This window comes from Vreelandella titanicae BH1 (assembly GCF_000336575.1).
Classification (GTDB): domain Bacteria; phylum Pseudomonadota; class Gammaproteobacteria; order Pseudomonadales; family Halomonadaceae; genus Vreelandella; species Vreelandella titanicae.
Map to the genome: position 1 here is coordinate 151248 of NZ_AOPO01000009.1, position 23892 is coordinate 175139.

The window sequence follows — 23892 nt, forward strand, 5'->3', positions numbered from 1 at the left end:
ATGTGTGTCATTAAAAAAACGGCTGCCTAGGCAGCCGTTTTTTTGGGTTTTACAGCAGCGCGTCGAGCTTCTCTTTTAGCAAGCCGTTCACCTGCTGTGGGTTGGCGGTGCCGCGCGACGCCTTCATCACCTGACCAACAAAGTAACCGATCATTTTGCCGCGTTTTTCCGGCTCCGAGTCGCAGTACTGGGCGACCTGAGCGGGGCTGTCGGCAATCACTTGATCGATCATTGCTTCAATGGCGCCGGTGTCGGTCACCTGCTTGAGGCCTTTTGCGTCAATCACCTCATCGGCGGACTCACCCTGACCATTCCACAACGCCTGAAAAACCTCTTTAGCGGCTTTGCCGTTAATGGTGTCATCCAGTACGCGGCTGATCAGCTCGCCTAGCTGACGGGCTGAGATCGGGCTATTGGCAATACTCAGGTTCTCGCGGTTAAGCGCCCCGGAAAGTTCACCTTGTACCCAGTTAGCTGCCTGTTTGGCATCGCCGCACTCGCTATGCACCGCTTCAAAGAATTCGGCCATATCGCGACTGGCGGAGATGACATTGGCGTCATAAGCAGACAGCCCCAGCTCGTTCTGGAAGCGCTCACGCTTATCTGCTGGCAGCTCGGGCAACTGGCCACGCAGGTGATCCAGGTAGGCTTGGTCAAGTACCACCGGCAGCAGGTCAGGGCAGGGGAAGTAACGGTAGTCGTTGGCCTCCTCCTTGGTACGCATGCTGCGGGTTTCATCACGGTCTGGGTCAAACAAGCGGGTTTCTTGAACCACGCTGCCGCCATCTTCGATCAGCTCAATTTGTCGCTCAACCTCAAAGGCAATGGCGCGCTCGACAAAACGGAAAGAGTTAACGTTTTTAATCTCAGCGCGGGTGCCAAAGGCTTCCTGACCTTTGGGGCGTACCGAGACGTTAACGTCGCAACGCATGGAGCCTTCCGCCATATTGCCGTCGGAAATGCCCAGGTAAGTAACGATCGAGTGAATCGCTTTGAGATACGCCGCGGCCTCTTTGGCGCTACGCATATCCGGCTCGGAGACGATCTCCAGTAGCGGCGTGCCAGCACGGTTCAAGTCGATACCGGTCATGCCGTGAAAATCTTCATGCAGCGATTTACCGGCATCTTCCTCAAGGTGGGCATGGTGAATGCGGATACGCTTGGTGCTGCCATCTTCCAGCGTAATCTCAACATCGCCAGGGCCGACGATGGGATGGTACATCTGGCTGGTTTGATAACCCTTGGGCAGGTCGGGGTAGAAGTAATTTTTACGGTCAAACACCGAGACTTCGGCGATATCCGCATGCACCGCCAGGCCAAACTGCACGGCCATGGCCACGGCCTGCTCATTGAGCACTGGCAGCACGCCAGGTAGGCCTAAATCCACCGCGCAGGCCTGGGTGTTTGGCTCGGCGCCAAACGCCGTTGAGGCACCGGAAAAGATTTTTGAACGCGTTGCGAGCTGAACGTGGACTTCAAGCCCAATCACGGTTTCCCATTGCATTAGGCGTACTCCTCGGCAAAGGCAGGACGTTGTAAGTGCCAGTCGGTCGCTTGCTGAAACTGGTGAGCGACGTTAAGCAGCTGCGCTTCGGCAAAGTGGGTGCCCAGAATCTGGAGACCAACGGGGCGGCCACCGGCCAAACCCGCCGGCACGCTGATGCCGGGAATGCCCGCTAGGTTCACCGCGATAGTGTAGATATCCTGCAGGTACATCGACACCGGATCTTTCTTGGCACCCAGGTCAAACGCGGGGGTAGGCGAGGCGGGGCCCATCAGCACGTCGACGTCTTCAAAGGCGTCCAGGAAGTCCTGACGGATCAAACGGCGCACCTGCTGGGCTTTGGTGTAGTAGGCGTCAAAGAAGCCTTCAGAGAGCGTGTGAGTGCCGATCAGGATGCGTCGTTTAACTTCTTCGCCGAAGCCTTCAGCCCGCGAACGTGTGTAGAGATCGATCAAATCGCTGGGATTGTCGCAGCGGTGACCAAAACGCACACCGTCGTAGCGGGACAGGTTGGAAGAGGCTTCCGCGGGGGCGATCACGTAGTAGGCCGGAATCGCATAGTGGGTATGCGGTAGGCTGACCTCACGAACCGTCGCGCCTAGGGATTCGTAAACTTTTACCGCCTCACGGACGGCTTTTTCGACATCAGGGTCTAAACCATCGCCGAAATACTCTTTGGGAAGCCCGATCTTGAGGCCCGAGAGGGGGGCATTGAGGCCTTCCACATAGTCGGGTACGCCGCGGGCAACGCTGGTGGAATCGCGGCCGTCATGGCCCGCAATAACACCCAGTAGGTGGGCGCAATCTTCGGCGCTGCGCGCCATGGGGCCAGCCTGATCAAGGCTTGAGGCGTAGGCAATAATGCCGAAGCGCGACACACGACCATAGGTGGGCTTTAAACCGGTGATGCCACAAAATGCCGCGGGCTGGCGAATCGAGCCGCCGGTGTCAGTACCCATGGCGGCGGGCACCAAACCAGCCGCGACTGCTGCTGCGCTGCCGCCGGAGCTGCCGCCGGGCACCGCTGTCAGATCCCAGGGATTTTTGACCGGGCCGTAGTAGCTGTTTTCGTTGGAGGAGCCCATGGCGAACTCGTCCATATTGGTTTTGCCCAGGCTGATCGTGCCCGCCGCGTTGAGCTTTTCAACCACTGTGGCGTTGTAGGGGGCGATAAAATTATCCAGCATTTTTGAACCGCAGCTGGTTTTCACGCCCTGGGTGCAAAAAATATCTTTGAGCGCTAGGGGAATGCCTGCCAGCGGCCCGGCGTTGCCCGCCGCTCGGGCGTTGTCGGCTACTTCAGCCTGTTTCAGCGCTTGCTCGGCGGTCACGCTGATAAAACTATTCAGCTTGCCGTCAGCCTGTTCGATACGCTGCAAATAGTGAGCGGTCAGCTCGCGGCTTGAGAACTCACCGCTTTTTAGCGCGGCGGCGAGTTGCGTTAAGGTTTTCTCGTACATGACCCAGAAGCTCCGTTCAGGGGAGAAAAAAAGAGGCAATAGTGGTGGCTTGATTAAATATTCGTGCGTTGTTACTCAGCGTACTTATTCAACGACGCGGGGCACGAGATACAGGCCATTTTCCACTGCCGGAGCACAGCGCTGAAACGTGTCGCGCTGGTTGGTTTCCGTCACTTCATCGGCGCGCAGTCGCTGGGTCGCATCTAGCGGATGGGCGAGCGGCGTAACGCCTTCAGTATCGAGGCTTTGTAGCTGGTCGACCATGTCCAGAATCCGGCTTAGGTCGTCTACAAAGCCGCTGGCTTGGTCATCGCTGACAGCGAGTCGGGCCAAGTGAGCGGCCCGGCGCACATGAGATTCTTCAAGCGCCATGATCGATATTTCCTCATAAACGTGATGGAACATAATCGGCTTTAAGCGGTATACATACCGATATCAAAAAAACGTCTTGTGTTGCAGACGTGGAAAATAGCCGCAAAAGGTACCACATCTTGGCCTTAACGGGCAGTGTTAGGCGCGACTCGTGCTTGCTGCCAGGGGGTTGCGGTGATACCGTTTGCATCCGCACAGGGTTCCCGGTCTGCACTAGGTAACAACATCCATGTTTAAACGTTTGAGGGGGCTGTTTTCCAGCGATCTATCGATCGACTTGGGTACGGCCAACACACTGATTTATGTTCGCGGTCGCGGTATCGTGCTCGATGAGCCGTCCGTGGTTGCTATCCGCCAGTCTGGCAATATGCGCAGCGTCGCGGCAGTTGGTACTGATGCCAAGCGAATGCTGGGGCGTACGCCCGGCAATATTACCGCGATTCGGCCGATGAAAGATGGCGTTATTGCCGACTTCACCGTCACCGAGCAGATGCTTCAGCACTTTATCCGTAAAGTTCACCAAAGCACCTTCTTAACCCCCAGTCCACGCGTTCTGGTATGCGTTCCTTGCATGTCAACACAAGTAGAACGTCGGGCGATTCGTGAGTCTGCCGAAGGGGCAGGTGCCCGCGAGGTGTTCTTGATCGAAGAACCCATGGCGGCGGCAATTGGCGCTGGCCTTCCGGTTGATGAAGCGCAGGGGTCGATGGTGGTGGATATCGGTGGTGGTACCACTGAAATCGCGATTATTTCACTCAACGGCGTGGTCTACTCCGAATCGATTCGGGTGGGCGGCGACCGCTTTGATGAGGCCATTACCGCCTATGTACGTCGTCACTACGGCAGCCTGATAGGCGAAGCGACAGCCGAGCGCATCAAGGAAGAGATTGGTTGCGCCTACCCCGGTGGCGAACTGCGCGAAATTGACGTGCGCGGTCGTAATCTGGCCGAAGGCATTCCACGCAGCTTCACGCTCAATTCCCACGAAACCCTGGAAGCATTGCAAGAAACCCTGGGTTCTATCGTGGCCGCAATTAAGAGCGCCCTTGAGCAGTCACCGCCTGAGTTGGCATCCGACATCGCTGAGCGAGGCTTGGTGCTAACGGGCGGTGGGGCGCTGTTGCGAGACCTGGACAAGCTGATCGCTGAAGAGACAGGGTTGCCGGTAATTGTTGCCGAAGACCCGTTGACCTGCGTTGCTCGCGGCGGTGGTAAGGCGCTGGAGATGATTGATCAGCACACCTTTGAGTTGCTGTCGAGCGACTAATCGCAGCGGTTAATTGCGGGGGGATTGCCTATTAAACCGCTGTTTTCGCACGGGCCACTGCCGGGCTACCGGCTGTTTTTTTGCGTCTTGGCCGCCAGTGCATTGATGTTTGTCGACCAGCATTTCACGCGTATGGAGAAAGTGCGCGCGCAAATGTCGATGGTCGTTGCTCCTATTCAATGGGTCGTCAGTGTGCCTAGCGACCTGTTGAATTGGGGGTCGCTTGCGCTCTCCGATCAGCAGGCGTTGGTGGATGAAAACCGTCGCCTGCGTGAGCAGATTCTCACCCTTTCCCATCGTGGTCAGCGAATGGCGAATTTGACCGCGGAAAACAGCGAGCTGCGCGAATTGCTAAAAGCCGCGAAGCGGCGTGATATTCCTTATATCACCGCCGAACTGTTGTCGCTTGATAACGACCCCTTTAGTCATCAGATGGTGATTAATCGCGGCCATCGCAATGGCACCTACGTGGGGCAGCCGGTGATTGATGCCTCGGGCTTGGTGGGGCAAATTACCGCGGTCTCTGCCTACTCAAGTCGGGTACTGCTGTTAGCTGATGCCAGTCATGCGTTGCCGGTTCAGTTAAACCGCAATGGCTTACGTTTTATCGTCCAAGGGGCGGGGCGTTACAGCAGCGTTAATGTGATGCACGTACCTGATACGGCTGATATCCGTGAAGGTGATTTACTGACCACATCGGGCTTGGCTGGACGCTTTCCTCCGGGTTACCCCGTGGCGCGAGTCACCGAGGTGTTTCACGATCCGGGGCAGCCTTTTGCTCGCGTGACGGCCGAACCGATGGCTCAACTGCAGCGCTCGCGTCATTTCTTGCTACTTTTTCCGCCCCCGCGAGAGGAGGTAGAAGAACATGCCTGGGATGAGACGCTGGATATCTCCGCAGAGGCCTTGCGCTCTTCACTCCAGCTTTCAACAAGCCCCAACAATGCGTTGCGCGACTCAAATGCATCATCTCAAGAGGTGCCCTGATGCCACGAGCACCGATTGTTCCGCTAGTGATTATTTGGTTTAGTTTGGTCTTGGCTCTTTGCTTGCAGGTGATGCCGCTGGCCGATGGCTGGCAGGTATATCGCCCCGAGTGGTTAGGGCTGATGCTGATCTACTGGTGTATGCGCACACCCGACAGAGTCGGCGTTTTTCATGGCTTTGTGCTGGGGATTTTGATGGATTTAATTGAAGGCACCGTGCTGGGCCAGCATGCGCTTATTTATGCATTGCTGGCCTTCCTGTGTGCGCTGGTCTATCCCCGCTTCCGTGCTTATTCACTGGTACAGCAGTCAGCGCTGGTGTTGGTGCTGTTGGGCTTGATGCAGCTAGTCGCTCAATGGCTACGCACTATCGTGGGTGATTTTTCGATTCATTTAGCCTTTTTGATTCCCGCGCTGATCAGTGCGTTGCTATGGCCATGGCTAGCGACGATGTTCCAGGCATTAGAACGTCGGTTGGCTGCTTCATGACTGCGCCTGTTTTGTGTTTAGCGTCTGCCTCTCCACGCCGTCGAGCTTTGCTGGCATCCATTGGTGTTCCGGTCACGGTTCACCCTTGTGATATTGATGAGACACTGCAGGTGGGTGAGTCGGCTCAAGCGTATGTGCAGCGCTTAGCAGTTGCCAAAGCCGAGGCAGCAGCCCCTTTTACCCACTTGCCTATCCTAGGTTCAGATACCGCTGTGGTGGTCGATGGGCGTATCCTAGGTAAACCAGCGAATGCTGAGGAGGGCGCCGAGATGCTGCGGCTGCTTTCGGGGCGGTGCCACGAGGTGCTTACCGCTGTGGCGATAAGTGGGCCAGAAGGTATGCTCTCCTCCTGCGTGACTACTCAGGTGACAATGCGTGAGATAAGCGCTGATGAAATCGTTGCCTATTGGCGCACGGGTGAACCTGCTGATAAGGCTGGTGGCTACGCAATACAGGGGTTAGCCGCCATATTTGTAAAACAGATTCAAGGCAGTCACTCAGCAGTGGTAGGGCTACCGCTGTATGAGACGACGCACTTGCTATGCCGACAGGGAGTTCCTATCTGGCAGCGTGTTTAATTCTCTAGATATAGAGGGCAACGCCGCCTGTATCGCTGGCAAGGAATACGTCAACCAACAAGGAATTTTGCATGAGCGGTGAAGTTCTCATCAATTTAACGCCAATGGAAACCCGCGTCGCGCTGGTTGAAAATGGCGTTTTGCAAGAGGCACTGATCGAGCGTTCCCGTCGGCGTGGCATCGTGGGCAATATCTACAAAGGCAAAGTAGTGCGTGTGTTGCCTGGTATGCAGGCTGCCTTTGTTGATATTGGCTTAGAGCGGGCGGCATTTATTCATGCCCACGAAGTGATGCCACCCGGCACGCCGCTCGATGAGCAGCAGACCATCGGCCAGTTGCTTCATGAAGGCCAGGCGTTGGTGGTGCAGGCGACCAAAGACCCTATTGGAAGTAAAGGTGCGCGCTTAACCACGCACCTCTCGATCCCTTCCCGCTATTTGGTGTATATGCCTGACTCGCCGCATCACGGCGTTTCGCAACGCATCGAGGATGAGCGTGAACGCGAGCGTTTAAAAGCCCTGCTGGATAACAGCGTGGCGGAGCAGACGCTGGAAGTGACGGGTGGCTTTATTGTCCGAACTGCCGCGGAAGGCGTAGGTGACGAAGAGCTAAAAGGCGATATGCACTTTCTGTTGCGGCTGTGGCGTAAGGTGAGTGAGCGTAAAGTCACCGCGACGCCACAAAGCGTCATTTATGATGATTTGCCGCTCTTTATGCGCACTCTGCGCGACGTAATGCGCGACGATATTGAAAAAGTGCGTATCGACTCGCGGGAAAACTTCGTCAAACTGGTCGAGTTTGCCGAAGAGTTTATGCCCGATGCCGTTGAGCGGATTGAGTACTACCCAGGTGAGCGCCCCATCTTTGATCTCTACAGTGTCGAGGATGAGATCCAGAAAGCCTTGGGTCGCAAGGTGCAGCTGAAATCCGGTGGTTATCTGGTGATTGACCCCACCGAGGCAATGACCACCATTGATGTTAATACCGGCGGCTATGTGGGTCACCGCAACCTTGAAGAGACCATTTTCAAAACCAACCTTGAGGCGGCCACGGCGATTGCCCGCCAACTTCGGTTGCGCAACCTGGGCGGTATCATCATTATCGACTTTATCGATATGAACGATGTTGAGCATCAGCGGCAAGTGTTGCGAGTATTGGAAAAAGCCTTAGAGCGCGACCACGCTAAAACCAAGTGTACCGGTGTTACCGAGCTTGGCTTGGTTCAGCTTACCCGCAAGCGCACCCGGGAGAGCCTAGAGCAAACGATGTGTGAAGCGTGCCCAACCTGCAGTGGGCGCGGCACACTTAAAACGCCTGAGACTGTCTGCTACGAAATTTTCCGTGAGATTCTGCGCGAAGAGCGTGCCTACAGTGCTGAAACTTATATGGTGCTTGCATCGCAGTCCGTTGTTGACCGCTTACTAGATGAAGAGTCAGCGGCAGTGGCTGACCTGGAGACGTTTATCAATAAAACGATCCGTTTTCAGGTTGAGCAACACTACTCCCAAGAGCAGTACGATATTGTGCTGATGTAACCATGCTGACTCGTTCGCTGGTGCGTTGGAGTTTGCTGATAGCGGCCTGGCTTTTGGGCAGCGCGGCTGTGCTGCTGTTACTGCTGCGTCTAGCGATCAGCCAATCCGATGCCCTTACCCCCCACATTGAAGCGTTACTCGAGGCGCGCATTGGCGTGCCGGTGACCATCGAGCGCTTATCGCTATCGCTAGCGCGTAGCGATCTACTGCTACGGCTTGACGGGGTGAACGCGGAAACCCCTGATGGCCAAGCACTCTTTTCCCTTGAGCATGCGGGGCTGCGCTTAGATACCTGGGCGTCGTTTGCCAATCTGGCACCGATTTTTAGTGATGCGCGTATCAGTGGTACACAGTTTCACCTCTATCAAGGTTCGGGGAGGTCTTTACAGTGGCCTGAGCCTGCGGAGTTACCGCTATTGATGGCAGCAGAACCCGATGTGGATCTGGCCACAATTGATAGCTGGGCGGGCTTGATTCTACGCCAACGCCTGTGGGTGGATGACACGCGGGTTGTACTGCACGGCAAAGACGACACCGTGATGCTGCATGCTCAGACACTGCTGCTGACCGGTGATGAGCGGCGCACAAGGTTAGAGGGCGCCATCAATATCGCCCCATCGTTAGAGCAGGCTCGCGATATAGACCTTCCTGCGGCGGAAATGAAGGTCGAAATGCAGCCCGGCCGACGGGGTTTTAGCGATTTTTCGGCAGCACTGCAGTTGGATATTCAGCTTGATCAGTTAGTGGTTCTGGCGGATATGTTTCGGCCTGATCATGCCGCCTATTTAGAGCAAGCCGGGGGCAGTGCGCGGCTATGGGGGCGTTGGACCACCGGGCGCCTTGAGGAAGCTCGTGTTGCCGTCGACGTTCCACAGTTGACGCTTCGCCACCAGGTTCAGTACGCGGTGTTAAGAGATATTAAGGCTAATGGCCTGTGGCAGCGCGACGGCGAAGGTGGTGAGGCGTGGCTAAGCGGCGACGCGGAGAGCGTTGAGTGGGCCCAGCCCCCTGGAGGTAACGTTGGGCCAGCGTTGCCACGCCACTGGCATGCCACCCACCAACCAGGACAGTGGGAAGTGCGCACCAGCGCCTTTGAGCTTGCCTCGCTGACCGCTTGGCGTGACTACGTATTGCTCCCTGAATCCGTCACCAGGGTATTGCAAACCCTTGCTCCCCGTGGGCAAGTCGAGGGGTTGCACGTGGGGCAGCAGGATGGTCACTGGGGAGTGGATGCGGCGCTAACCGGCGTGGAGGTCTCACCGTGGCAGCAGGCACCGGGCGGAGGCCCGCTGGATGCCTGGGTACAGGCGCGGGATTTACGCGGCCGCGTGCTGTTTAGCAGCAACGGTGAAAGCACTCTCTACTTTCCTGAGTTTTTTGCCGCTCCCATGCAACTGCGACGTGCTGAAGGGGAAGTGGAGTGGGTATACGACGGCCCCAATACCATGGTGAGTGGCAAGCGCCTAAGCGTCGACTGGGACGGCGCCCAGATAGCGGGCGGCTTTGGTTTGGTGACGGGTAATCAGCGCGGGCATTTTGGTTTAGACCTCAATTTCAGTGACGTGGATGCTGTTGAGCGTCCGCTGGCCCAGTGGTTGCCGCTCAGCGTCATGGATGACGAGCTTCGCGAATGGCTGCTTAATGATATTGGTGGCTACGTGAGCGAGGGCTCTCTGCAGCTTAGCCAACCGTTAGGCGAAGGGGCGACCGCCAACGACTTTACTGCAACGCTCGCTCTGGCGGTGACCCAAGGACATTTGCCGATCGCGCCAGGCTGGCCACGTCTTGACGACGTCGAGGGGCGCTTAAAGTGGCAAAACAGAGTGTTAGAAGCTGAAATTGATAACGCCCAGAGCCATGGCATCACTGCTTCAGAGGGTGAGGTGGTGATGGAGGATGAGACGCTCAACCTTTCGGGGCAGTTAAAATCGGATGGGCCAGCGCTGATATCATTTTTACAGGCAATGCCCGAGATTGATCTTTCCCCACTAAGTGATTTGCGCGTAACGGGTGGCGTTAACGGCGATATTGCGTTGTCGTTGCCGTTGGCAAACCCTGAAGCGCTGCAACTGGAAATCAATGCTCGGCCACGCTTTCCGGAAGTGGTGTATAAACCGCTCGATCTACGTCTTCAATCGGTTGAGGGGGATCTCGCCTGGCTTCAAAACGGGAAGAGTTCAGGTCTCGTCGGTGAGGTTAGTGGGCAGTTGCTGGGAGGCCCTATCAACGCTGATATTGATACTCAACGCAACGACATACAGCTGCAGGGGAGTGTCACCACTGGGGCGCTTTTTGGGCTTGCAGGGTTGAATAGTCAAGGGCGTATGCCGCTAGAAGGACCGCTAGAGTGGCAGGGCAGTGTCGCCCTAACGCCAACGCCCATCCTGCGCTTGGAGAGTCGTTTAGTCGGCGTCACCAGTCATCTTCCCGAGCCCTTTGCAAAATCGTCACAGCAGGCCTGGCCCTGGACATTAACCGCCGATATGGACACAAAACGTATCGAAAGCCGCCTAGCCGATATCGCTTCTGCACGACTGCAACAGCTTAATGGCTCGCTTGCCGGGACGCTAAATTTAGGCAGCCAGGCGGTGCGCCTGCCCGACTGGCCCTCCCAGCCAGGGGTTAGTATCGATGCTGCCCTACCTCGCATTGACCCGCTAGCGTGGCAGCAGGCGATTTCACCGCTAATGCCCAGCGGGTTGCTCAGTGCGTCGGGTGGAGGTACTCAAATACCGTTGGCGGTCTCGTTAGCCACACCCTGTGTGGTTTACCAAAGGGAGTGTTTAGGCAGCCTTAACGCGTCGGGAGGCGTGAACGATAGCCGGATCGATTTGGGGCTAAGCGGTAATCTGGTCACTGGGCATTTACTGTACGATGCTCAATCACCGCAACCGTTAGATGTGGCCATTGAAGCGCTGGCGCTTGATCGCTTGCTGGCGTTAGCCAATGTTGAACACGACAGCGATGCTCCGATGCCAGACTCCTGGATGGAAACGGTCGATACCCAGCGCAAGGTGCCTGTGGCCATTCCTGATTGGCTAGCCGATGTGCCCAATGGACGATTACGCTTAGCCGAAATTGCTATGGGGCCGCGCCGCTTCGGCCCTTTGACTGCTTACTGGAAAACTGACGGCGAGCGTTTTTCGCTTACCCCCGTTGGCTTAACCCTGGGTCAGCTCTCTGCGCGAGGTGAGCTTTACTGGGAGGGGGACGCTGTTTCCAGTCATACCCGTGCGGACATTACGATTCAGGGTGGCGACATCGGCACCGCCCTTGAGCGTCTTGACCAACCGGTGGCCATGCGTAGCCGAAGTGCCGATGTGGCTGCTTCGCTTGATTGGCCGGGGGCGCCCTGGCAGTTGGAGTTAAGCCGCTCAGATGGCTATATCAGTACCGACATTCGTGATGGCCGCTTTGTCACTCTGGAATCGGCACCTGCGCGCTTAATTGGCTTGCTCAATTTCGATAATATTTTACGTCGTCTACGCTTGGATTTTTCCGACGTTACCGGCCGCGGCACGGCATTTGACCGTGTTAAGGGGACGGCTGATGTTACTGGTGAGTTGCTGACGCTGCGCGGGCCATTGCAAATTGATACTCCGGCCACCACCCTAACGCTTACCGGCAGTGTCAACCTGGTGACGCGTGAACTTGACCAGCGGCTTGGCGTCACACTACCAGTGACGCAAAGTTTACCGATCGCGGCGATTGCCGTTGGCGCACCCATCGTGGGTGGAGCGCTGTTCCTTGCTGACCAGCTGTTTGGCGACGCCTTAGATCGCGCCACGACACTCCATTATCGCGTGCGAGGCCCTTGGACTTCGCCGCAGGTTACTTTAGAAGGCCCCCAATGACCGCATATAAAAGTGATGTAGATACGGCCGCCGCCATTCTGTTGACCCCCGGAGGGCTCGATTTAGAGGCTCTGGAAACGGGGTTGGGCTACGCCATGGGCGCGGGCATTGACTATGCCGATCTCTATTTCCAGCGTACCTGGCAAGAGGGCTGGGTACTGGAGGATGGAGAGGTAAAAGAGGCCAGCTACAATATTGACGGTGGCGTCGGCGTACGCTCACTGGCAGGTGAAAAGACTGGCTTTGCCTACTCCAACCAAATAACGGCCGATGCGCTAATGGACACCGGCCGCACGGCGGCAGGCATCGTCCGCAGAGGTCAACGTCTGCCTGGACAGTTGGTGCGCCCGGTATCCGCCATGTCGCGCTATGCGGGAATCGACCCCCTGGCCGGGCTAAGCGCGGAAGACAAAGTCGCCATGCTAAAACAGGCTGACAAAATCGCGCGTGCTGCAGACCCGAGCATCAGTCAAGTGAGTGCTTCTCTTTCAGGTACCTACGAAGTAGTGCTGGTGAGGGCAAGCGATGGCACCTTGGCGGCGGATATTCGCCCGCTGGTGCGCTTTAATGTCAGCGTTATCGCGGTTAAAAATGGTCGTCGTGAACGCGGCAGTGCGGGCGGCGGTGGCCGTTACTCCATGGCCAAGCTGCGCGATGACCAAGTTGCCGAGCAGTACGCCAAAGAGGCGGTGCGTCAGGCACTGGTCAACCTGGAAGCCGTCGATGCGCCCGCGGGGCAAATGCCTGTGGTGCTGGCGTCGGGGTGGCCGGGAATTTTGCTTCATGAAGCCGTCGGCCATGGTTTGGAAGGGGATTTCAACCGTAAGGGCAGTTCCGCTTTTGCTGGCAAAATGGGCGAGCGCGTGGCCGCAAAAGGTGTGACGATTGTCGATGATGCGACACTATCTGATTGCCGTGGCTCGATGAGCGTGGATGACGAGGGCACGCCGGGCCAATACACGCCGCTTATCGAAGACGGCATTTTGACTGGCTATATGCAGGACAAACTCAATGCCCGCTTAATGGGCATGGCTCCCACAGGCAATGCGCGACGCGAATCCTTTGCCCACCTGCCGATGCCGCGCATGACGAATACGGTCATGCTTGCGGGCCAAGATGAGCCCAGCGATATTATCAAAAGCGTTAAGCGCGGTATTTACGCGGTGAGCTTTGGGGGCGGGCAGGTGGATATCACCTCTGGCAAATTTGTGTTCTCTGCCAGCGAAGCCTACTTGATTGAAGACGGTAAGGTGACGGTGCCGCTGAAAGGCGCCACCTTGATTGGTAACGGGCCGGAAGCGATGCAGCGTGTTTCCATGATTGGCCATGATATGGCGCTGGATACCGGCATTGGCGTGTGTGGTAAAGAAGGGCAGGGCGTGCCGGTGGGTGTGGGCCAGCCCACCCTGAAATTGGATGAGCTGACCGTCGGCGGCACGCAGTCTTGATAGGCGGTCTTGAAAAACCGTCTTAAAGAGGCTGTTTTTAAAGTGCGAGGGTTTCGCGCAGGTGTTTGAAGAGCTTGCGCGAGCTGGTCGGCGGTTTGCCCTGTTCGCGTTCCCGCTGGGCGTTGCGAATCAATTGACGCAGTGTCTGGCGATCGGCGTCGGGGTGCTCCGCCATAAACAGGTCAACTGCCGCATCGCCCTCGTCAATTAAGCGTTCCCGCCATTTTTCCAGTCGGTGGAACGCGTGGTCGCGCTGCTCTTGCTCCTGGTCGATGGAGTCGAACACGGCTTGAATGGCGGTAAGATCCTCTTTACGGATCAGCTTACCGACATACTGCATATGGCGGCGGCGACCTTCATGGGAGCGAATACGCGAGGTTTCCTCGATAGCGCGTAGCATATCGTCAGAGAGGGGGAAACGGGCGCGTTCCGCCGGTCGCATGGCGATTAAGGTTTCCCCAAGTGCCTGTAAGGCATGCATTTCGCGTTTGAGTTGCGACTTGCTAGGGCGTTCTTCCTGTTCTTCTACTTCAACGGGATCGGGACGTTGCTTACGCATAGTGTGACTCACAGACAAGATTCGTGGCGGCATTATACCAGCTGCGAGTACAACATTGATTCGCCGATGACACTCTCTTGCAAGACTTTGGTTGAGAGGCATTCGGTTGAAATAGGAGGCCATATGGCACAGGCATTTGATGCATCCGCGCAGCAGTCGCTATTGACCGCGCGCGCCGAAGAGGCGTTAGCGCTGGCGAAGCGCTTGGGCGCGGATGCTGCCGAAGTAGGCGCAAGCGTCGATCAGGGTATAGGCGTTAGCGTACGCCTGGGCGAAGTTGAAACGGTTGAGTTATCCCGTGACCAAGGCATTGCCGTCACGCTATACGTGGGTCAACGTAAAGGCAGCGCTTCATCCACTGATGCCAGCAGTGCCTCGATCCAGGCAGCCGTAGAGAAAGCGCTGGCGATTGCCCGCTATACCGGCGAAGACCCGGCCGCAGGGCTGGCCGATGCCTCCCTTATGGCTACTGAGTTACCCGATCTAAAAGTGCACTACCCCTGGGCGCTCACAACGGATGAGGCGATTGAGTTAGCGCTTGCCTGCGAGCAGGCGGGGCGAGACGTTGACGGCATCTCACAGTCAGATGGCGCGTCTCTCTCCAGTGGCGAAGGGGTGCGCGTTTACGCCAATAGCCACGGCTTTTTAGGTACCCAAAAGGGCAGTAGTCACTCTCTTTCTTGCATGCTGATTGCCCAAGACGCGAGCGGTATGCAGCGTGATTATGACTACACCTCTGCCCGTGACCCCAAGGCGCTACGTGACCCCGCTGAGGTGGGGCGCGAAGCCGCGATGCGTACGCTGCGCAGGCTAGGTGCTAAACGGCCGCCAACGGGCACCTTTCCGGTGCTGTTTGACCCATCGTTGGCCAGTGGCTTGATTGGCCACCTGCTCGGTGGGTTAGCCGGTGGTGCGCTTTACCGGCAGGCCTCGTTTTTGTGCGACCGGCTCGGTACACCATTGTTTCCCGACTGGTTTAGTCTCGAAGAGCGGCCAATGGAGATTGGCGCCACGGCAAGCTCACCGTTTGATGGCGAGGGCGTGCAAACGCGCAATAATCGCTTTATCGATCAGGGACGCATTGCCAGCTATATGCTCTCTTCTTACAGCGCTCGTCGTCTCGATATGCAAACCACGGGCAATGCCGGTGGGGCACGTAACGTGCGTTTAGCAACGCCACTGCAATCACGCGAAAGCTTGTTGCAAGAGATGGGGCGGGGTATTTGGGTGACTGAGTTGATGGGCCAAGGTGTCAACGGTGTGACCGGTGACTATTCCCGCGGTGCAGCAGGTTTTTGGGTCGAAAATGGAAAGGTGCAGTACCCGGTCGAAGAGTTCACCATTGCCGGAAACCTGGAGCGGATGTTTGCTGGCTTAGTAGGTATTGGCGATGACACTGATACCCGTGGCAGTGTTCACACGGGTAGCTGGTTGATTGATGCCATGACCGTGGCGGGGGACTAACAAGCCAAGCGGCGGCTTACTGATCCTCCTCAAAGCGGGCGTCGAACAGCGCTTGAATCGCTTCAAGCGCCTGTTCGGCGTCATCGCCTTCGGCGGTGATTCTAAGCTCGGTGCCACAAGGTGCGGCAAGCATCAGCAGTGACATGATATTGGCGGCGTCGGCGGCCTGTTGCTGTTTGTAAACGCGTATTTTTGCCGTGAACTGTTGGCCGCATTTGACCAGTTTTGTCGCCGCGCGAGCGTGTAGCCCGCGTTGATTGGTAAGTGTAAGTATGCGTTCTGGCACCCTGGTTCCTTTTCGCCGAGTGGTGTCATTAATGGATAGACGCGCTTAAGAGGTCTCTGGCCGCTCGTTAGGTGTGGAAGCGCTGACGAGGGGAGCGGCCAACTGTTCGCTTATGGTGTAGTGCAGACCCAGTTCGCGGTGGCGAAGTTGAACTTCGCCCATGCTAGGAGTCAATTTTTCCGCTAACTTCTCGGCCATATAGACCGAGCGGTGCTGGCCACCAGTACAGCCAATCGCGATAGTCATGTAGCTACGTTGGCTATTCTGGTAAGCGGGTAGCCAACGCTCTAGCCAGGCCAAGATGTCGTCGCTCATGGCATCAACAATCGGATAGCTGTTCAAAAAAGCCACGATTTCCGCGTCGCGGCCAGTGAACTGGCGCAGCGTTGGATCCCAGTACGGATTTGGCAGGCAGCGCACATCGAAGACCAGGTCGGCGTCTAACGGTACGCCGCGTTTATACCCAAACGATTCCAGCGTTAGCGTCAGCTTGCCGCGCCGCTGATGGGCTACTTGGTCGGTAATGCGACGGCGTAAATCGTGCACCGATAATCGTGATGTATCGATCAATAGATCGGCCAGATCGCGAATATCCTCTAGCGTCGTCTCTTCTTTATTGATCGCCTCTTCCAGCGTCATTTCGCTATCGCGGGTCAGCGGATGACGGCGACGCGTTGCTGAGTAACGCTCAAGCAGTATGCGCGCATCGGTGGTCAGGTAAATAACTTGAAAGTCGATTTTACGCTGGCGCAACTCGTCTAATAAAGAGGGCAGGCGCTCCAGAGCTCCCGGCAAATTGCGGGCATCAATACTCACCGCTAAATGTGCTCGGTCGCCCTGGTCACGCAGTTCATCCACCAACGACCCCAGCAACATAGCTGGGAGGTTATCAATCGCGTAGTAGCCAAGATCTTCCAGCGCTTGCAAGGCGATAGATTTACCTGACCCGGAGCGGCCGCTAATGATCACCAGTTGCATAGAGTCTCTCTTTGCTTTGATCAAGCTGCGTTGAGGGTGGTGAGCGGATAACCTGCTGTGATCTGCCCTGAACAGGGTTTCAGACCCTTAGGCCGCTGATTGCTCGCGAATTTTGGCGGTAATCAGCTCAAGCAGTTCGCGCTGGCTGGCTGCTTTACGCAGTTGCTGGCGCGTGTCCGCATCATTCATGATGGTCGCTACCTGACCCAGTAGTGAGAGATGCGTGTCATCTGCCTCTTCGGGTACCAACAGGACAAACACCAGATCTACCGGGTCGCCGTCGATAGCGTCAAAATCGATCGCTTCAGCCAGTTTCAAAAATCCAGCGATAGGGGCGTTGCAGTGGGGGCTACGCGCATGAGGAATAGCCACGCCGTTACCAATACCCGTACTACCTAAGCGCTCGCGGCCGATTAAACGGCTAAACACTTCTTGGCTGTCCAGGCTGGGGATATTTTGGGCGATAAAGGTGCTGTAAAACTCCAGCACCCTTTTTTTGCTGCCCCCGGGGACGTCGAACAGAACGCGTTCCGGGGGGAGTATGGTTTCCAACGTCATTGAATTAACGCACACCGGCGCCTTGGGCGCGAGCTTGTGCTTTTTCCTTGTGTTTAACGAGTTGACGGTCGATTTTGTCCGCTAATGCGTCGATAGCGGCGTACATATCACTGTCTAGGGCTTCCGCATGTAAGTCAGCACCTGCGGCGTGCAGCGTACAGGCGGCCTGCTGGCGCTCTTTCTCCACTGATAAGGTGACTTGCACCGTAGTTATATTGTCGTAATGGCGCTCTACACGCTCAAGCTTCTCGTTGACATAGTCACGCAAGGCGTCAGTCAGTTCTACGTGATGACCAGTGATATTTACTTGCATTGACGTGCTCCTTATCCATCGGACTGTACTTCGATTGTAACCCTTTTTGCCGCGTTGCAAAGCCCTTGTCGAGAGTTTCCCTGAAACGTTAACGAAGTTAGCGCAAACGACGCCGTTCACTGGAAGAGGGAATGCCCATGGCTTCACGGTATTTCGCCACCGTACGACGCGCCACTTGAATCCCTCCTTCGCCTAATAGCGTCACTAAGCGGCTGTCTGAAAGCGGCTTGCCGGGCGGCTCCTCTTGAATCAGTTTCTTGAGTCGTGCACGGATGGCGGTGCTGGAGTGGCTGTCGCCATCTTGACCGCTCACCTGGCTTGAGAAAAAGTATTTGAGTTCAAACACACCACGGGGTGTATGGATATATTTTTGCGTCGTTACCCGTGAAATAGTCGACTCGTGCATCTCCACGGCTTCGGCAATGTCGGCCAGTATCAGTGGTTTCATGGCTTCTTCGCCGTGCTCTAAAAAGCCAATCTGGCGGGTAATGATTTCGCGACCAACACGCAGCAGCGTATCGTTTCGGCTAGAGAGGCTCTTGATCAACCAGCGCGCTTCCTGCAAGTGCTCTTTGAGAAACTGGTTGTCATCGCTTTTATCCGCACGCTTAATCAAGCTGGCGTAGTCGGGCTGAATGCGCAGCCGTGGCAGGGCCTCGGGGTTGAGCTCTAAATGCCAGCCTTCATTATCGTGGCGGACGACTAGATCGGGGGTGACATAGCTGTCATCGGTGTCGCCGTAGGCGCTGCCTGGGCGTGGGTCTAGGCTGCGAATAAGCAGGATGACATCGGCCAGCTGTTCGTCGTCGAGCCCTAGACGGCGTTTCAGCAGACGCATATCGTCTTTGCCAAGCGCTTCGAGAAACTGCCGCACCAAGCGGCGGGCGGGAACCAGCAGTGGCGTATGATCGGGGAGAGCGGCGAGCTGCAGCATCAAGCATTCACGCAAGTCACGGGCAAATATGCCGGTCGGCTCAAACTGCTGGAGCTTGAGTAGAATGGTTTCCACTTCGCGCTGGCTTAGCCCGTCAATGCCCTGGGCACGAAGCCCTTCACGGATGTCGTTGAGCGGCTGGGTCAGGTAGCCGTTGGCGTCTAGCGCGTCGATTAAACTTTCCGCGACAAGCTGCTCGCGAGCGCTAAAATCGGTCATGGCGAGTTGCCACAGCAGGTGGCCATGAAGGCTCTGCCCGGCTGCCTGGCGCTCAAAGTCGGGGCCTTCGCTGCTGCTGCCCCCCTGGCTTCCCATATCTTGATAGGTATCTGACCAGTCGCTATCTACCGAGAGCTCAGTAGGGATGCTCTCTGACCACTCTTCTTCCTTAGGCTCGCTGACAGCCTGTTCACTAAATTCATCTTCCTGCTCCAGCATGGGATTGGCATCGAGGGCCTGCTGAATTTCTTGACGAAGATCCAGCGTAGAGAGTTGCAGCAGCGCAATGGCCTGCTGCAACTGGGGCGTCATGGTCAGCTGTGTGCCGATACGCAGTTGGAGAGAAGCTTTCATGACCATCTGAGAACCACTCGTTAATCAGAATGCTCCACCCTAGTGCGAGTGAGTGCTTGGCGCAAGTGCAATAAGCATGCCATTGGTCGTAAAGTTGTTTTAAAGCGCTATTTAGGGGCGATTAAGGCAAAAACATTACAGGCGAAAATCGGCGCCCAAATACACATCCCTTACTTTTTGGTTGGTGAGAATCGAGGCGGGCGAGCCACTGGCGATGATTTGCCCATCGCCGACGATATAGGCGATATCGCAAATGTCTAGTGTTTCACGCACGTTGTGATCGGTGATCAGCACGCCGATATGGCGCTGTTTCAGTGCACGAATGATGGTTTTAATCTCACCTACCGAGATGGGGTCAACGCCCGCAAAAGGCTCATCGAGCAGAATAAAAGCGGGCTCTGTGGCTAGCGAGCGGGCTATTTCTACACGCCTGCGCTCGCCGCCCGAAAGGCTCATGCCCAGGTTGTCGCGAATATGGGTGATATGGAAGTCTTCGAGTAGCGCTTCCAGGCGCTGTTCGCGATCGCTGCGGTTAAGCTCTTTGCGGGTCTCGAGTATCGCCATAATATTCTCGGCAACCGAGAGTTTGCGGAAAATAGACGCCTCTTGAGGTAGATAGCCAATCCCCGCGGCTGCGCGCTCGTGCATGGGGGCGCGCGTTAAATCCACATCGTCGATACCCACCTTGCCAGCGTCGGATTTGACCAGCCCAACAATCATATAAAATGAGGTGGTTTTGCCCGCGCCGTTGGGGCCCAAAAGGCCAACGACACTGCCTTGGGATATCTCCAGATTGATGTCTTTGACCACTCGGCGGCGTTTGTAGCTTTTAGCCAGGTGGTGGGCATAAAGGGTTTTGATCGGCGCAGTGTCAGCAGTGGCCACAGCTAGGCTCCCTATTGTTCAGGCTGAAGGGTCATGCGTATGCGCTGGGGCTCGCTGCCATCAACGTCAGAGCGCGCTTGAATCACTTCTCGGTCAATAAAATACTCAAGGCGACCGCCACTAAAGGTGTCCTCTTGCTGGGTCAGTTCGGCTTGGTCGATCAGCTCTACGCGACGCTCGGCGACGTGATAAATAATCCGCCGCGCCCAGCCTTCCGTGGGGCCTTCTTGCCCTTCGCCTTGATGGCGCAAGTAGGCGCGCTCACCGGTAGCGGTGGCTGTCGAGAGTTCGCCCGCGTCGTTGCGTTCGATCTCTACCCGCTCGCCGCGCAGTTGCATTTCGCCTTGGCGAATGTCCACATCCCCAGTATAAACAGCTGTGCCTGCCCGCTGATCAAGATCTAAACGGTCGGCTTCCACTTCCACTGGGGCCTGGGAAGATGAGTTGGTTTGGGCTAACACTGATAAAGGTATCGCTAAACCGAACAGTGCAGTGTAGAGCAGGGCTGGGGAAATCATGGCTTTCATGGCGGTTCCTATTAGCGTTGTGTGGCCGGGGGGTGCGTGCCGCGCACATTATCCGTTAAGCGAACCTGGCTGGTGTTAAGCCAAACGTCCATACGTGAAGCGCTCATTTGCTGCGGCGGTTGCTGCATCAATACCGGTGTGTCACTCCAGGCATGCTGCTCGAGGCCATCATAGTGCAGTAGCTCGGTATCTAGCTGCCAGCCTTCATCTGGTGCAAACAGTCGAGCCGAACCTGACAGCAGCAGGGCTTGGGTAGCGGTGTTGAGCGTGCCTACAGCGGCGCTGGCCAGCCACTGACGGTTTTCGCTGTCATACAGTACTGCCTCGGGCTCTTCCGTCCAGGTTTCGCTGCGCTGCGGGGTATGGATAAGGCGCGGTGTTTTTAGCGACTGCATGACACTGCCGTTATCCCCGAATAGGGTAATCTCGGCATTTTCCAGCACGTGGCCAGGTTCCTGAGCCTGTGCTTCGGGATCGATGCTGGTGTCTTGAGGCCCGCGGGGGTCAAGCCATACCAGCAGAATCCCCAGCGCGATGACTAGCCCGGCTAACCAGAGGCGTACTTTAAAGCGTTTAAACATTTACGTGCGGCCGTGCAGATAGGTGTCGAGCACCGCGCCCCAGTGTCCTTGAGATTCAAGCAGCGTATCGCAGATCTCACGCACGGCACCGTGGCCACCCAGGCGTTCGGTAGTCCAGTCGGCGTGGGTATGCATATAGTCCGGCGCGTTTGGCACGGTAATGCCGACGCCGCAACGTTTGATAGCCGCTAGGTCGGGTAGGTCGTCGCCACAATAAGCCACCTGCTCTAGTTCAATATCGAGGCGCTGGCAGAGCCCGCGCAGTGTGGCCAGCTTGTCTTCACAGCCTTGGTGAACATGGTCAATGCCGAGTGCCGCCGCGCGTTGGCTAACCATGGGGGAGTCGCGCCCGGTAATCAACGCGACATGTACGCCCACGCGTTTGAGAAGCTTTAGCCCGTGGCCATCCTGGGTGTGGAATGCTTTGATTTCGATACCATCGGCTTGAAAGTAGAGGCGCCCATCGGTAAGGACGCCGTCAACATCCAGTGCTAGCAGGCGTACACGGCGGAGTTGGTCGAGTAGCGAGGCAGGTAGGGTCATAGAACCTCCATATCAATCAGTTCGTAAAGCAGGTCGTGTTGGCGCCGCTGGGTTAAATAACGCCGCTGGCGAGCAGGTCGTGCATATGTAGAGCCCCAATTGGGCGCTGTTGTTCATCAACCACCGCTAGCGCGGTAATACGGCTTTCTTCCATGATGCGTACCGCTTCGGCCGCCAGGATATCGGGGCCTATGCGCTTGCCCGGCCGGGTCATGACATCATCAACGCGCACGTCGCGCAGATTATGGAATTGATCCAGCGTGCGGCGTAGATCGCCATCGGTGTAGACCCCCGCTAATCGTCCTTCGCTATCCACTACGCAGGTAAAGCCAAGCCCTTGCCGGGTAATTTCGAGTAATGCGTCGCGCAGCGGGCTGCCCAATGCGACTTGGGGCAGGCGTGCGCCGTCGTGCATGAGGTCTCTAACGCGTAGCAGTAAGCGCTTGCCCAAACTGCCGCCGGGGTGGGAGAGGGCAAAATCTTCAGCGGTAAAGCCGCGTGCTTCCAGTAACGCAACCGCCAGTGCATCACCCAGGGCGAGGGCAGCGGTGGTGGAACTGGTGGGGGCTAGATCGAGCGGGCAAGCCTCACGCTCGACGCCACTGTTTAGGTGCGCATCAGCGTGCTTGGCAAGCGTGGAGTGGGGCCGCCCCGTCATGCTGACCAGCGGTGTGCCCAGGCGTTTAAGCAGTGGTAGCAGAGCAGTGACTTCGGCAGTTTCGCCCGAGTTAGAGAGCGCCAACACTACATCTGCGCGGGTAATCATGCCTAGATCGCCATGGCTGGCTTCGCCGGGGTGAACGAAAAAAGCCGGCGTGCCGGTACTGGCAAGTGTCGCCGCTAGCTTGCCAGCAATATGCCCCGACTTGCCCATACCGGTCACCACTACACGACCTTGGCAGGCGAGAATTAGCTCACAGGCGCGATCAAAGCTTTCGTCTAGCTTAGCCTGAAGGCCTCCAATCGCTGCCTGCTCGATTTGTAGCGTACGCAGTGCGCTTTCACGTAGTAGGCTGGAGGGGGCGATAGGCTGGCGCATAGCGTTTTCTCTTAACAAATGAAAATATAAAAGTAGTAACCGGTAAGAATAACATCTCGACACCTCTAATAGGCAGTAATTGAGGCGACTCCCTGGGGGGCATACCCGCATCACCAGGGCCGAGAGCAGGTTTAGGCGAGGGTAAGCAAGCCTTTGCAACTTTGATAACTCTGAACAATAGGAAAGCCCATTCGTGCAGTAATGCCTTGTAGCGTTATAGTACAATGTTCGATAATGTTTTAGAAACGCTGTTTTCTAATTGCGATAGCCGCAAGTAGGGTATGCTATACAGCTTTAGTCGCGCCTCGTTAAGAGTCAACTGATCCATGACAGATGCACCCTTTATAGAAATTGAAGAGCTTTACTTTTCGCGTGGTGATCACGAAATTTTCCGTGGTGTGAATATGACCATACCGCGGGGTAAAGTAACCGCGATCATGGGGCCAAGTGGTACCGGTAAAACCACGCTACTGAAGCTGATCGGCGGCCAGCTAACCCCGGAGAGTGGTCGAATACTCATTGATGGGCAGGATGTTCATAAACTGTCCCGGAAGGCGCTATTCACGCTACGCAAGCGGATGGGAATGCTGTTTCAGAGTGGTGCGCTGTTTTCTGATTTGGATGTGTTTGAAAACGTTGCCTTTCCGCTGCGGGTGCATACGGATTTACCCGATACTATGGTGCGTGACCTGGTGTTGCTCAAGCTACAGGCGGTCGGCCTGCGTGGAGCGCGACACTTAACGCCTGCGGAGCTGTCCGGAGGGATGGCGCGCCGGGTCGCATTGGCTCGTGCGGTGGCGCTGGATCCAGAACTGATTTTGTATGATGAGCCGTTTGTTGGTCAGGATCCCATCTCTATGGGCGTGTTGGTGCAGCTAATCAAGCGCCTTAATCAAGCGCTGCAGCTAACCTCGGTGGTGGTCTCCCATGATATCAAGGAGACCTTGAGCATTGCGGACTATCTCTATCTGATCGCCGATGGCCAGGTGGTAGCCCATGGCACACCGCAAACCCTGGACACAAATCAAGATCCCCGGGTTAGCCAGTTTATTCATGGCGAACCTGATGGGCCGGTACCATTTCACTACCCCGCTGAGGCGTTTTATCGCGATATTCTGGGCGGGGCTCCGGTTAAATAGAACCGCTAGAGTGGGTGACA

23 protein-coding genes are annotated in these 23892 nt (G+C 56.4%); 9 read left to right on the plus strand and 14 right to left on the minus strand.

Annotated elements, in window-relative coordinates; genetic code table 11:
* Positions 1-49: 49 nt before the first annotated feature.
* From gatB to gatC, 3 genes are all read right to left on the minus strand, one after another.
* Positions 50-1504 carry an Asp-tRNA(Asn)/Glu-tRNA(Gln) amidotransferase subunit GatB gene (gene gatB, locus HALTITAN_RS16335; RefSeq protein WP_009287767.1) on the minus strand — a complete coding sequence of 485 codons (1455 nt, stop codon included), beginning with the start codon at positions 1502-1504 and terminating at the stop codon, positions 50-52.
* Positions 1504-2964, minus strand: a complete 1461-nt coding sequence (gene gatA / locus HALTITAN_RS16340; protein WP_039859774.1) for an Asp-tRNA(Asn)/Glu-tRNA(Gln) amidotransferase subunit GatA — start codon at positions 2962-2964, stop codon at positions 1504-1506. The genes gatB and gatA overlap by 1 nt, the downstream gene beginning before the upstream one ends.
* Before the next feature lie 84 nt (positions 2965-3048).
* On the minus strand, positions 3049-3336 hold the full coding sequence (gene gatC / locus HALTITAN_RS16345; RefSeq protein WP_022523948.1) for an Asp-tRNA(Asn)/Glu-tRNA(Gln) amidotransferase subunit GatC: 288 nt from the start codon (positions 3334-3336) through the stop codon (positions 3049-3051).
* A gap of 229 nt (positions 3337-3565) precedes the next feature.
* Between gatC and HALTITAN_RS16350 the strand changes: the two genes are divergently transcribed.
* From HALTITAN_RS16350 to tldD, 7 genes are all read left to right on the plus strand, one after another.
* Entirely contained in the window at positions 3566-4603 is a 1038-nt protein-coding gene (locus HALTITAN_RS16350) for a rod shape-determining protein (protein ID WP_007114671.1), read from the plus strand.
* 24 nt (positions 4604-4627) lie between these two features.
* Positions 4628-5590, plus strand: coding sequence for a rod shape-determining protein MreC (mreC, locus tag HALTITAN_RS16355; RefSeq protein WP_009287769.1), 963 nt, complete (start codon positions 4628-4630; stop codon positions 5588-5590).
* A complete protein-coding gene (gene mreD / locus HALTITAN_RS16360) occupies positions 5590-6078 on the plus strand; it encodes a rod shape-determining protein MreD (protein ID WP_022523947.1) in 489 nt (162 codons plus the stop codon). Before mreC ends, mreD begins: the two co-directional genes overlap by 1 nt.
* The gene (locus tag HALTITAN_RS16365) at positions 6075-6656 is read left to right on the plus strand and encodes a Maf family protein (RefSeq protein ID WP_039859775.1); all 582 of its coding nucleotides are present in this window, start codon (positions 6075-6077) and stop codon (positions 6654-6656) included. Before mreD ends, HALTITAN_RS16365 begins: the two co-directional genes overlap by 4 nt.
* Before the next feature lie 71 nt (positions 6657-6727).
* The gene (gene rng, locus HALTITAN_RS16370) at positions 6728-8191 is read left to right on the plus strand and encodes a ribonuclease G (RefSeq protein ID WP_009287771.1); all 1464 of its coding nucleotides are present in this window, start codon (positions 6728-6730) and stop codon (positions 8189-8191) included.
* Between the two features lie 2 nt (positions 8192-8193).
* A complete protein-coding gene (locus HALTITAN_RS16375) occupies positions 8194-12045 on the plus strand; it encodes a YhdP family phospholipid transporter (protein WP_039859777.1) in 3852 nt (1283 codons plus the stop codon).
* Positions 12042-13493, plus strand: coding sequence for a metalloprotease TldD (gene tldD, locus HALTITAN_RS16380; protein ID WP_039859780.1), 1452 nt, complete (start codon positions 12042-12044; stop codon positions 13491-13493). The genes HALTITAN_RS16375 and tldD overlap by 4 nt, the downstream gene beginning before the upstream one ends.
* A gap of 37 nt (positions 13494-13530) precedes the next feature.
* Here the strand turns inward: tldD and yjgA are convergent, their stop codons facing one another.
* Positions 13531-14052 carry a ribosome biogenesis factor YjgA gene (gene yjgA / locus HALTITAN_RS16385; protein WP_039859781.1) on the minus strand — a complete coding sequence of 174 codons (522 nt, stop codon included), beginning with the start codon at positions 14050-14052 and terminating at the stop codon, positions 13531-13533.
* Positions 14053-14175: 123 nt separating this feature from the next.
* Here yjgA and pmbA point away from each other — a divergent pair, with 123 nt between their 5' ends.
* Positions 14176-15516, plus strand: coding sequence for a metalloprotease PmbA (pmbA, locus tag HALTITAN_RS16390; RefSeq protein WP_027959079.1), 1341 nt, complete (start codon positions 14176-14178; stop codon positions 15514-15516).
* 16 nt (positions 15517-15532) lie between these two features.
* Here pmbA and HALTITAN_RS16395 read toward each other — a convergent pair whose 3' ends face one another.
* The 10 genes from HALTITAN_RS16395 to HALTITAN_RS16440 all read right to left on the minus strand — a co-directional run bounded on the left by HALTITAN_RS16395 (position 15533) and on the right by HALTITAN_RS16440 (position 22733).
* Positions 15533-15802, minus strand: coding sequence for an HPr family phosphocarrier protein (locus HALTITAN_RS16395; RefSeq protein WP_027959080.1), 270 nt, complete (start codon positions 15800-15802; stop codon positions 15533-15535).
* Positions 15803-15847: 45 nt separating this feature from the next.
* Positions 15848-16780 carry an RNase adapter RapZ gene (gene rapZ, locus HALTITAN_RS16400; RefSeq protein ID WP_039859783.1) on the minus strand — a complete coding sequence of 311 codons (933 nt, stop codon included), beginning with the start codon at positions 16778-16780 and terminating at the stop codon, positions 15848-15850.
* A gap of 87 nt (positions 16781-16867) precedes the next feature.
* Positions 16868-17338, minus strand: coding sequence for a PTS sugar transporter subunit IIA (locus HALTITAN_RS16405; RefSeq protein ID WP_039859784.1), 471 nt, complete (start codon positions 17336-17338; stop codon positions 16868-16870).
* A gap of 4 nt (positions 17339-17342) precedes the next feature.
* Positions 17343-17651, minus strand: coding sequence for a ribosome hibernation-promoting factor, HPF/YfiA family (gene hpf / locus HALTITAN_RS16410; RefSeq protein ID WP_007114683.1), 309 nt, complete (start codon positions 17649-17651; stop codon positions 17343-17345).
* Positions 17652-17748: 97 nt separating this feature from the next.
* Positions 17749-19164 carry an RNA polymerase factor sigma-54 gene (locus HALTITAN_RS16415; RefSeq protein WP_009287773.1) on the minus strand — a complete coding sequence of 472 codons (1416 nt, stop codon included), beginning with the start codon at positions 19162-19164 and terminating at the stop codon, positions 17749-17751.
* Positions 19165-19293: 129 nt separating this feature from the next.
* The gene (gene lptB, locus HALTITAN_RS16420) at positions 19294-20043 is read right to left on the minus strand and encodes an LPS export ABC transporter ATP-binding protein (RefSeq protein ID WP_022523936.1); all 750 of its coding nucleotides are present in this window, start codon (positions 20041-20043) and stop codon (positions 19294-19296) included.
* Between the two features lie 11 nt (positions 20044-20054).
* Positions 20055-20570, minus strand: a complete 516-nt coding sequence (gene lptA, locus HALTITAN_RS16425) for a lipopolysaccharide transport periplasmic protein LptA (protein ID WP_009287774.1) — start codon at positions 20568-20570, stop codon at positions 20055-20057.
* 11 nt (positions 20571-20581) lie between these two features.
* Complete coding sequence (gene lptC / locus HALTITAN_RS16430; protein WP_009287775.1) at positions 20582-21151, minus strand: LPS export ABC transporter periplasmic protein LptC; 570 nt, start codon at positions 21149-21151, stop codon at positions 20582-20584.
* Positions 21152-21694, minus strand: coding sequence for a KdsC family phosphatase (locus HALTITAN_RS16435; protein ID WP_022523934.1), 543 nt, complete (start codon positions 21692-21694; stop codon positions 21152-21154).
* 52 nt (positions 21695-21746) lie between these two features.
* Positions 21747-22733, minus strand: coding sequence for a KpsF/GutQ family sugar-phosphate isomerase (locus HALTITAN_RS16440; protein ID WP_022523933.1), 987 nt, complete (start codon positions 22731-22733; stop codon positions 21747-21749).
* Positions 22734-23059: 326 nt separating this feature from the next.
* Between HALTITAN_RS16440 and HALTITAN_RS16445 the strand changes: the two genes are divergently transcribed.
* Complete coding sequence (locus HALTITAN_RS16445) at positions 23060-23872, plus strand: ATP-binding cassette domain-containing protein (RefSeq protein ID WP_027959086.1); 813 nt, start codon at positions 23060-23062, stop codon at positions 23870-23872.
* Positions 23873-23892: the final 20 nt, after the last annotated feature.

What these genes read in the sequence shown, in the direction of transcription:
- gatB (WP_009287767.1), bottom strand. Translation starts at nt 1,504, where the DNA reads ATGCAATGGGAAACCGTGATTGGGCTTGAAGTCCACGTTCAGCTCGCA.
- gatA (WP_039859774.1), bottom strand. Translation starts at nt 2,964, where the DNA reads ATGTACGAGAAAACCTTAACGCAACTCGCCGCCGCGCTAAAAAGCGGT.
- gatC (WP_022523948.1), bottom strand. Translation starts at nt 3,336, where the DNA reads ATGGCGCTTGAAGAATCTCATGTGCGCCGGGCCGCTCACTTGGCCCGA.
- HALTITAN_RS16350 (WP_007114671.1), top strand. Translation starts at nt 3,566, where the DNA reads ATGTTTAAACGTTTGAGGGGGCTGTTTTCCAGCGATCTATCGATCGAC.
- mreD (WP_022523947.1), top strand. Translation starts at nt 5,590, where the DNA reads ATGCCACGAGCACCGATTGTTCCGCTAGTGATTATTTGGTTTAGTTTG.
- HALTITAN_RS16365 (WP_039859775.1), top strand. Translation starts at nt 6,075, where the DNA reads ATGACTGCGCCTGTTTTGTGTTTAGCGTCTGCCTCTCCACGCCGTCGA.
- rng (WP_009287771.1), top strand. Translation starts at nt 6,728, where the DNA reads ATGAGCGGTGAAGTTCTCATCAATTTAACGCCAATGGAAACCCGCGTC.
- HALTITAN_RS16375 (WP_039859777.1), top strand. Translation starts at nt 8,194, where the DNA reads ATGCTGACTCGTTCGCTGGTGCGTTGGAGTTTGCTGATAGCGGCCTGG.
- tldD (WP_039859780.1), top strand. Translation starts at nt 12,042, where the DNA reads ATGACCGCATATAAAAGTGATGTAGATACGGCCGCCGCCATTCTGTTG.
- yjgA (WP_039859781.1), bottom strand. Translation starts at nt 14,052, where the DNA reads ATGCGTAAGCAACGTCCCGATCCCGTTGAAGTAGAAGAACAGGAAGAA.
- pmbA (WP_027959079.1), top strand. Translation starts at nt 14,176, where the DNA reads ATGGCACAGGCATTTGATGCATCCGCGCAGCAGTCGCTATTGACCGCG.
- rapZ (WP_039859783.1), bottom strand. Translation starts at nt 16,780, where the DNA reads ATGCAACTGGTGATCATTAGCGGCCGCTCCGGGTCAGGTAAATCTATC.
- HALTITAN_RS16405 (WP_039859784.1), bottom strand. Translation starts at nt 17,338, where the DNA reads ATGACGTTGGAAACCATACTCCCCCCGGAACGCGTTCTGTTCGACGTC.
- hpf (WP_007114683.1), bottom strand. Translation starts at nt 17,651, where the DNA reads ATGCAAGTAAATATCACTGGTCATCACGTAGAACTGACTGACGCCTTG.
- HALTITAN_RS16415 (WP_009287773.1), bottom strand. Translation starts at nt 19,164, where the DNA reads ATGGTCATGAAAGCTTCTCTCCAACTGCGTATCGGCACACAGCTGACC.
- lptA (WP_009287774.1), bottom strand. Translation starts at nt 20,570, where the DNA reads ATGAAAGCCATGATTTCCCCAGCCCTGCTCTACACTGCACTGTTCGGT.
- lptC (WP_009287775.1), bottom strand. Translation starts at nt 21,151, where the DNA reads ATGTTTAAACGCTTTAAAGTACGCCTCTGGTTAGCCGGGCTAGTCATC.
- HALTITAN_RS16435 (WP_022523934.1), bottom strand. Translation starts at nt 21,694, where the DNA reads ATGACCCTACCTGCCTCGCTACTCGACCAACTCCGCCGTGTACGCCTG.
- HALTITAN_RS16440 (WP_022523933.1), bottom strand. Translation starts at nt 22,733, where the DNA reads ATGCGCCAGCCTATCGCCCCCTCCAGCCTACTACGTGAAAGCGCACTG.
- HALTITAN_RS16445 (WP_027959086.1), top strand. Translation starts at nt 23,060, where the DNA reads ATGACAGATGCACCCTTTATAGAAATTGAAGAGCTTTACTTTTCGCGT.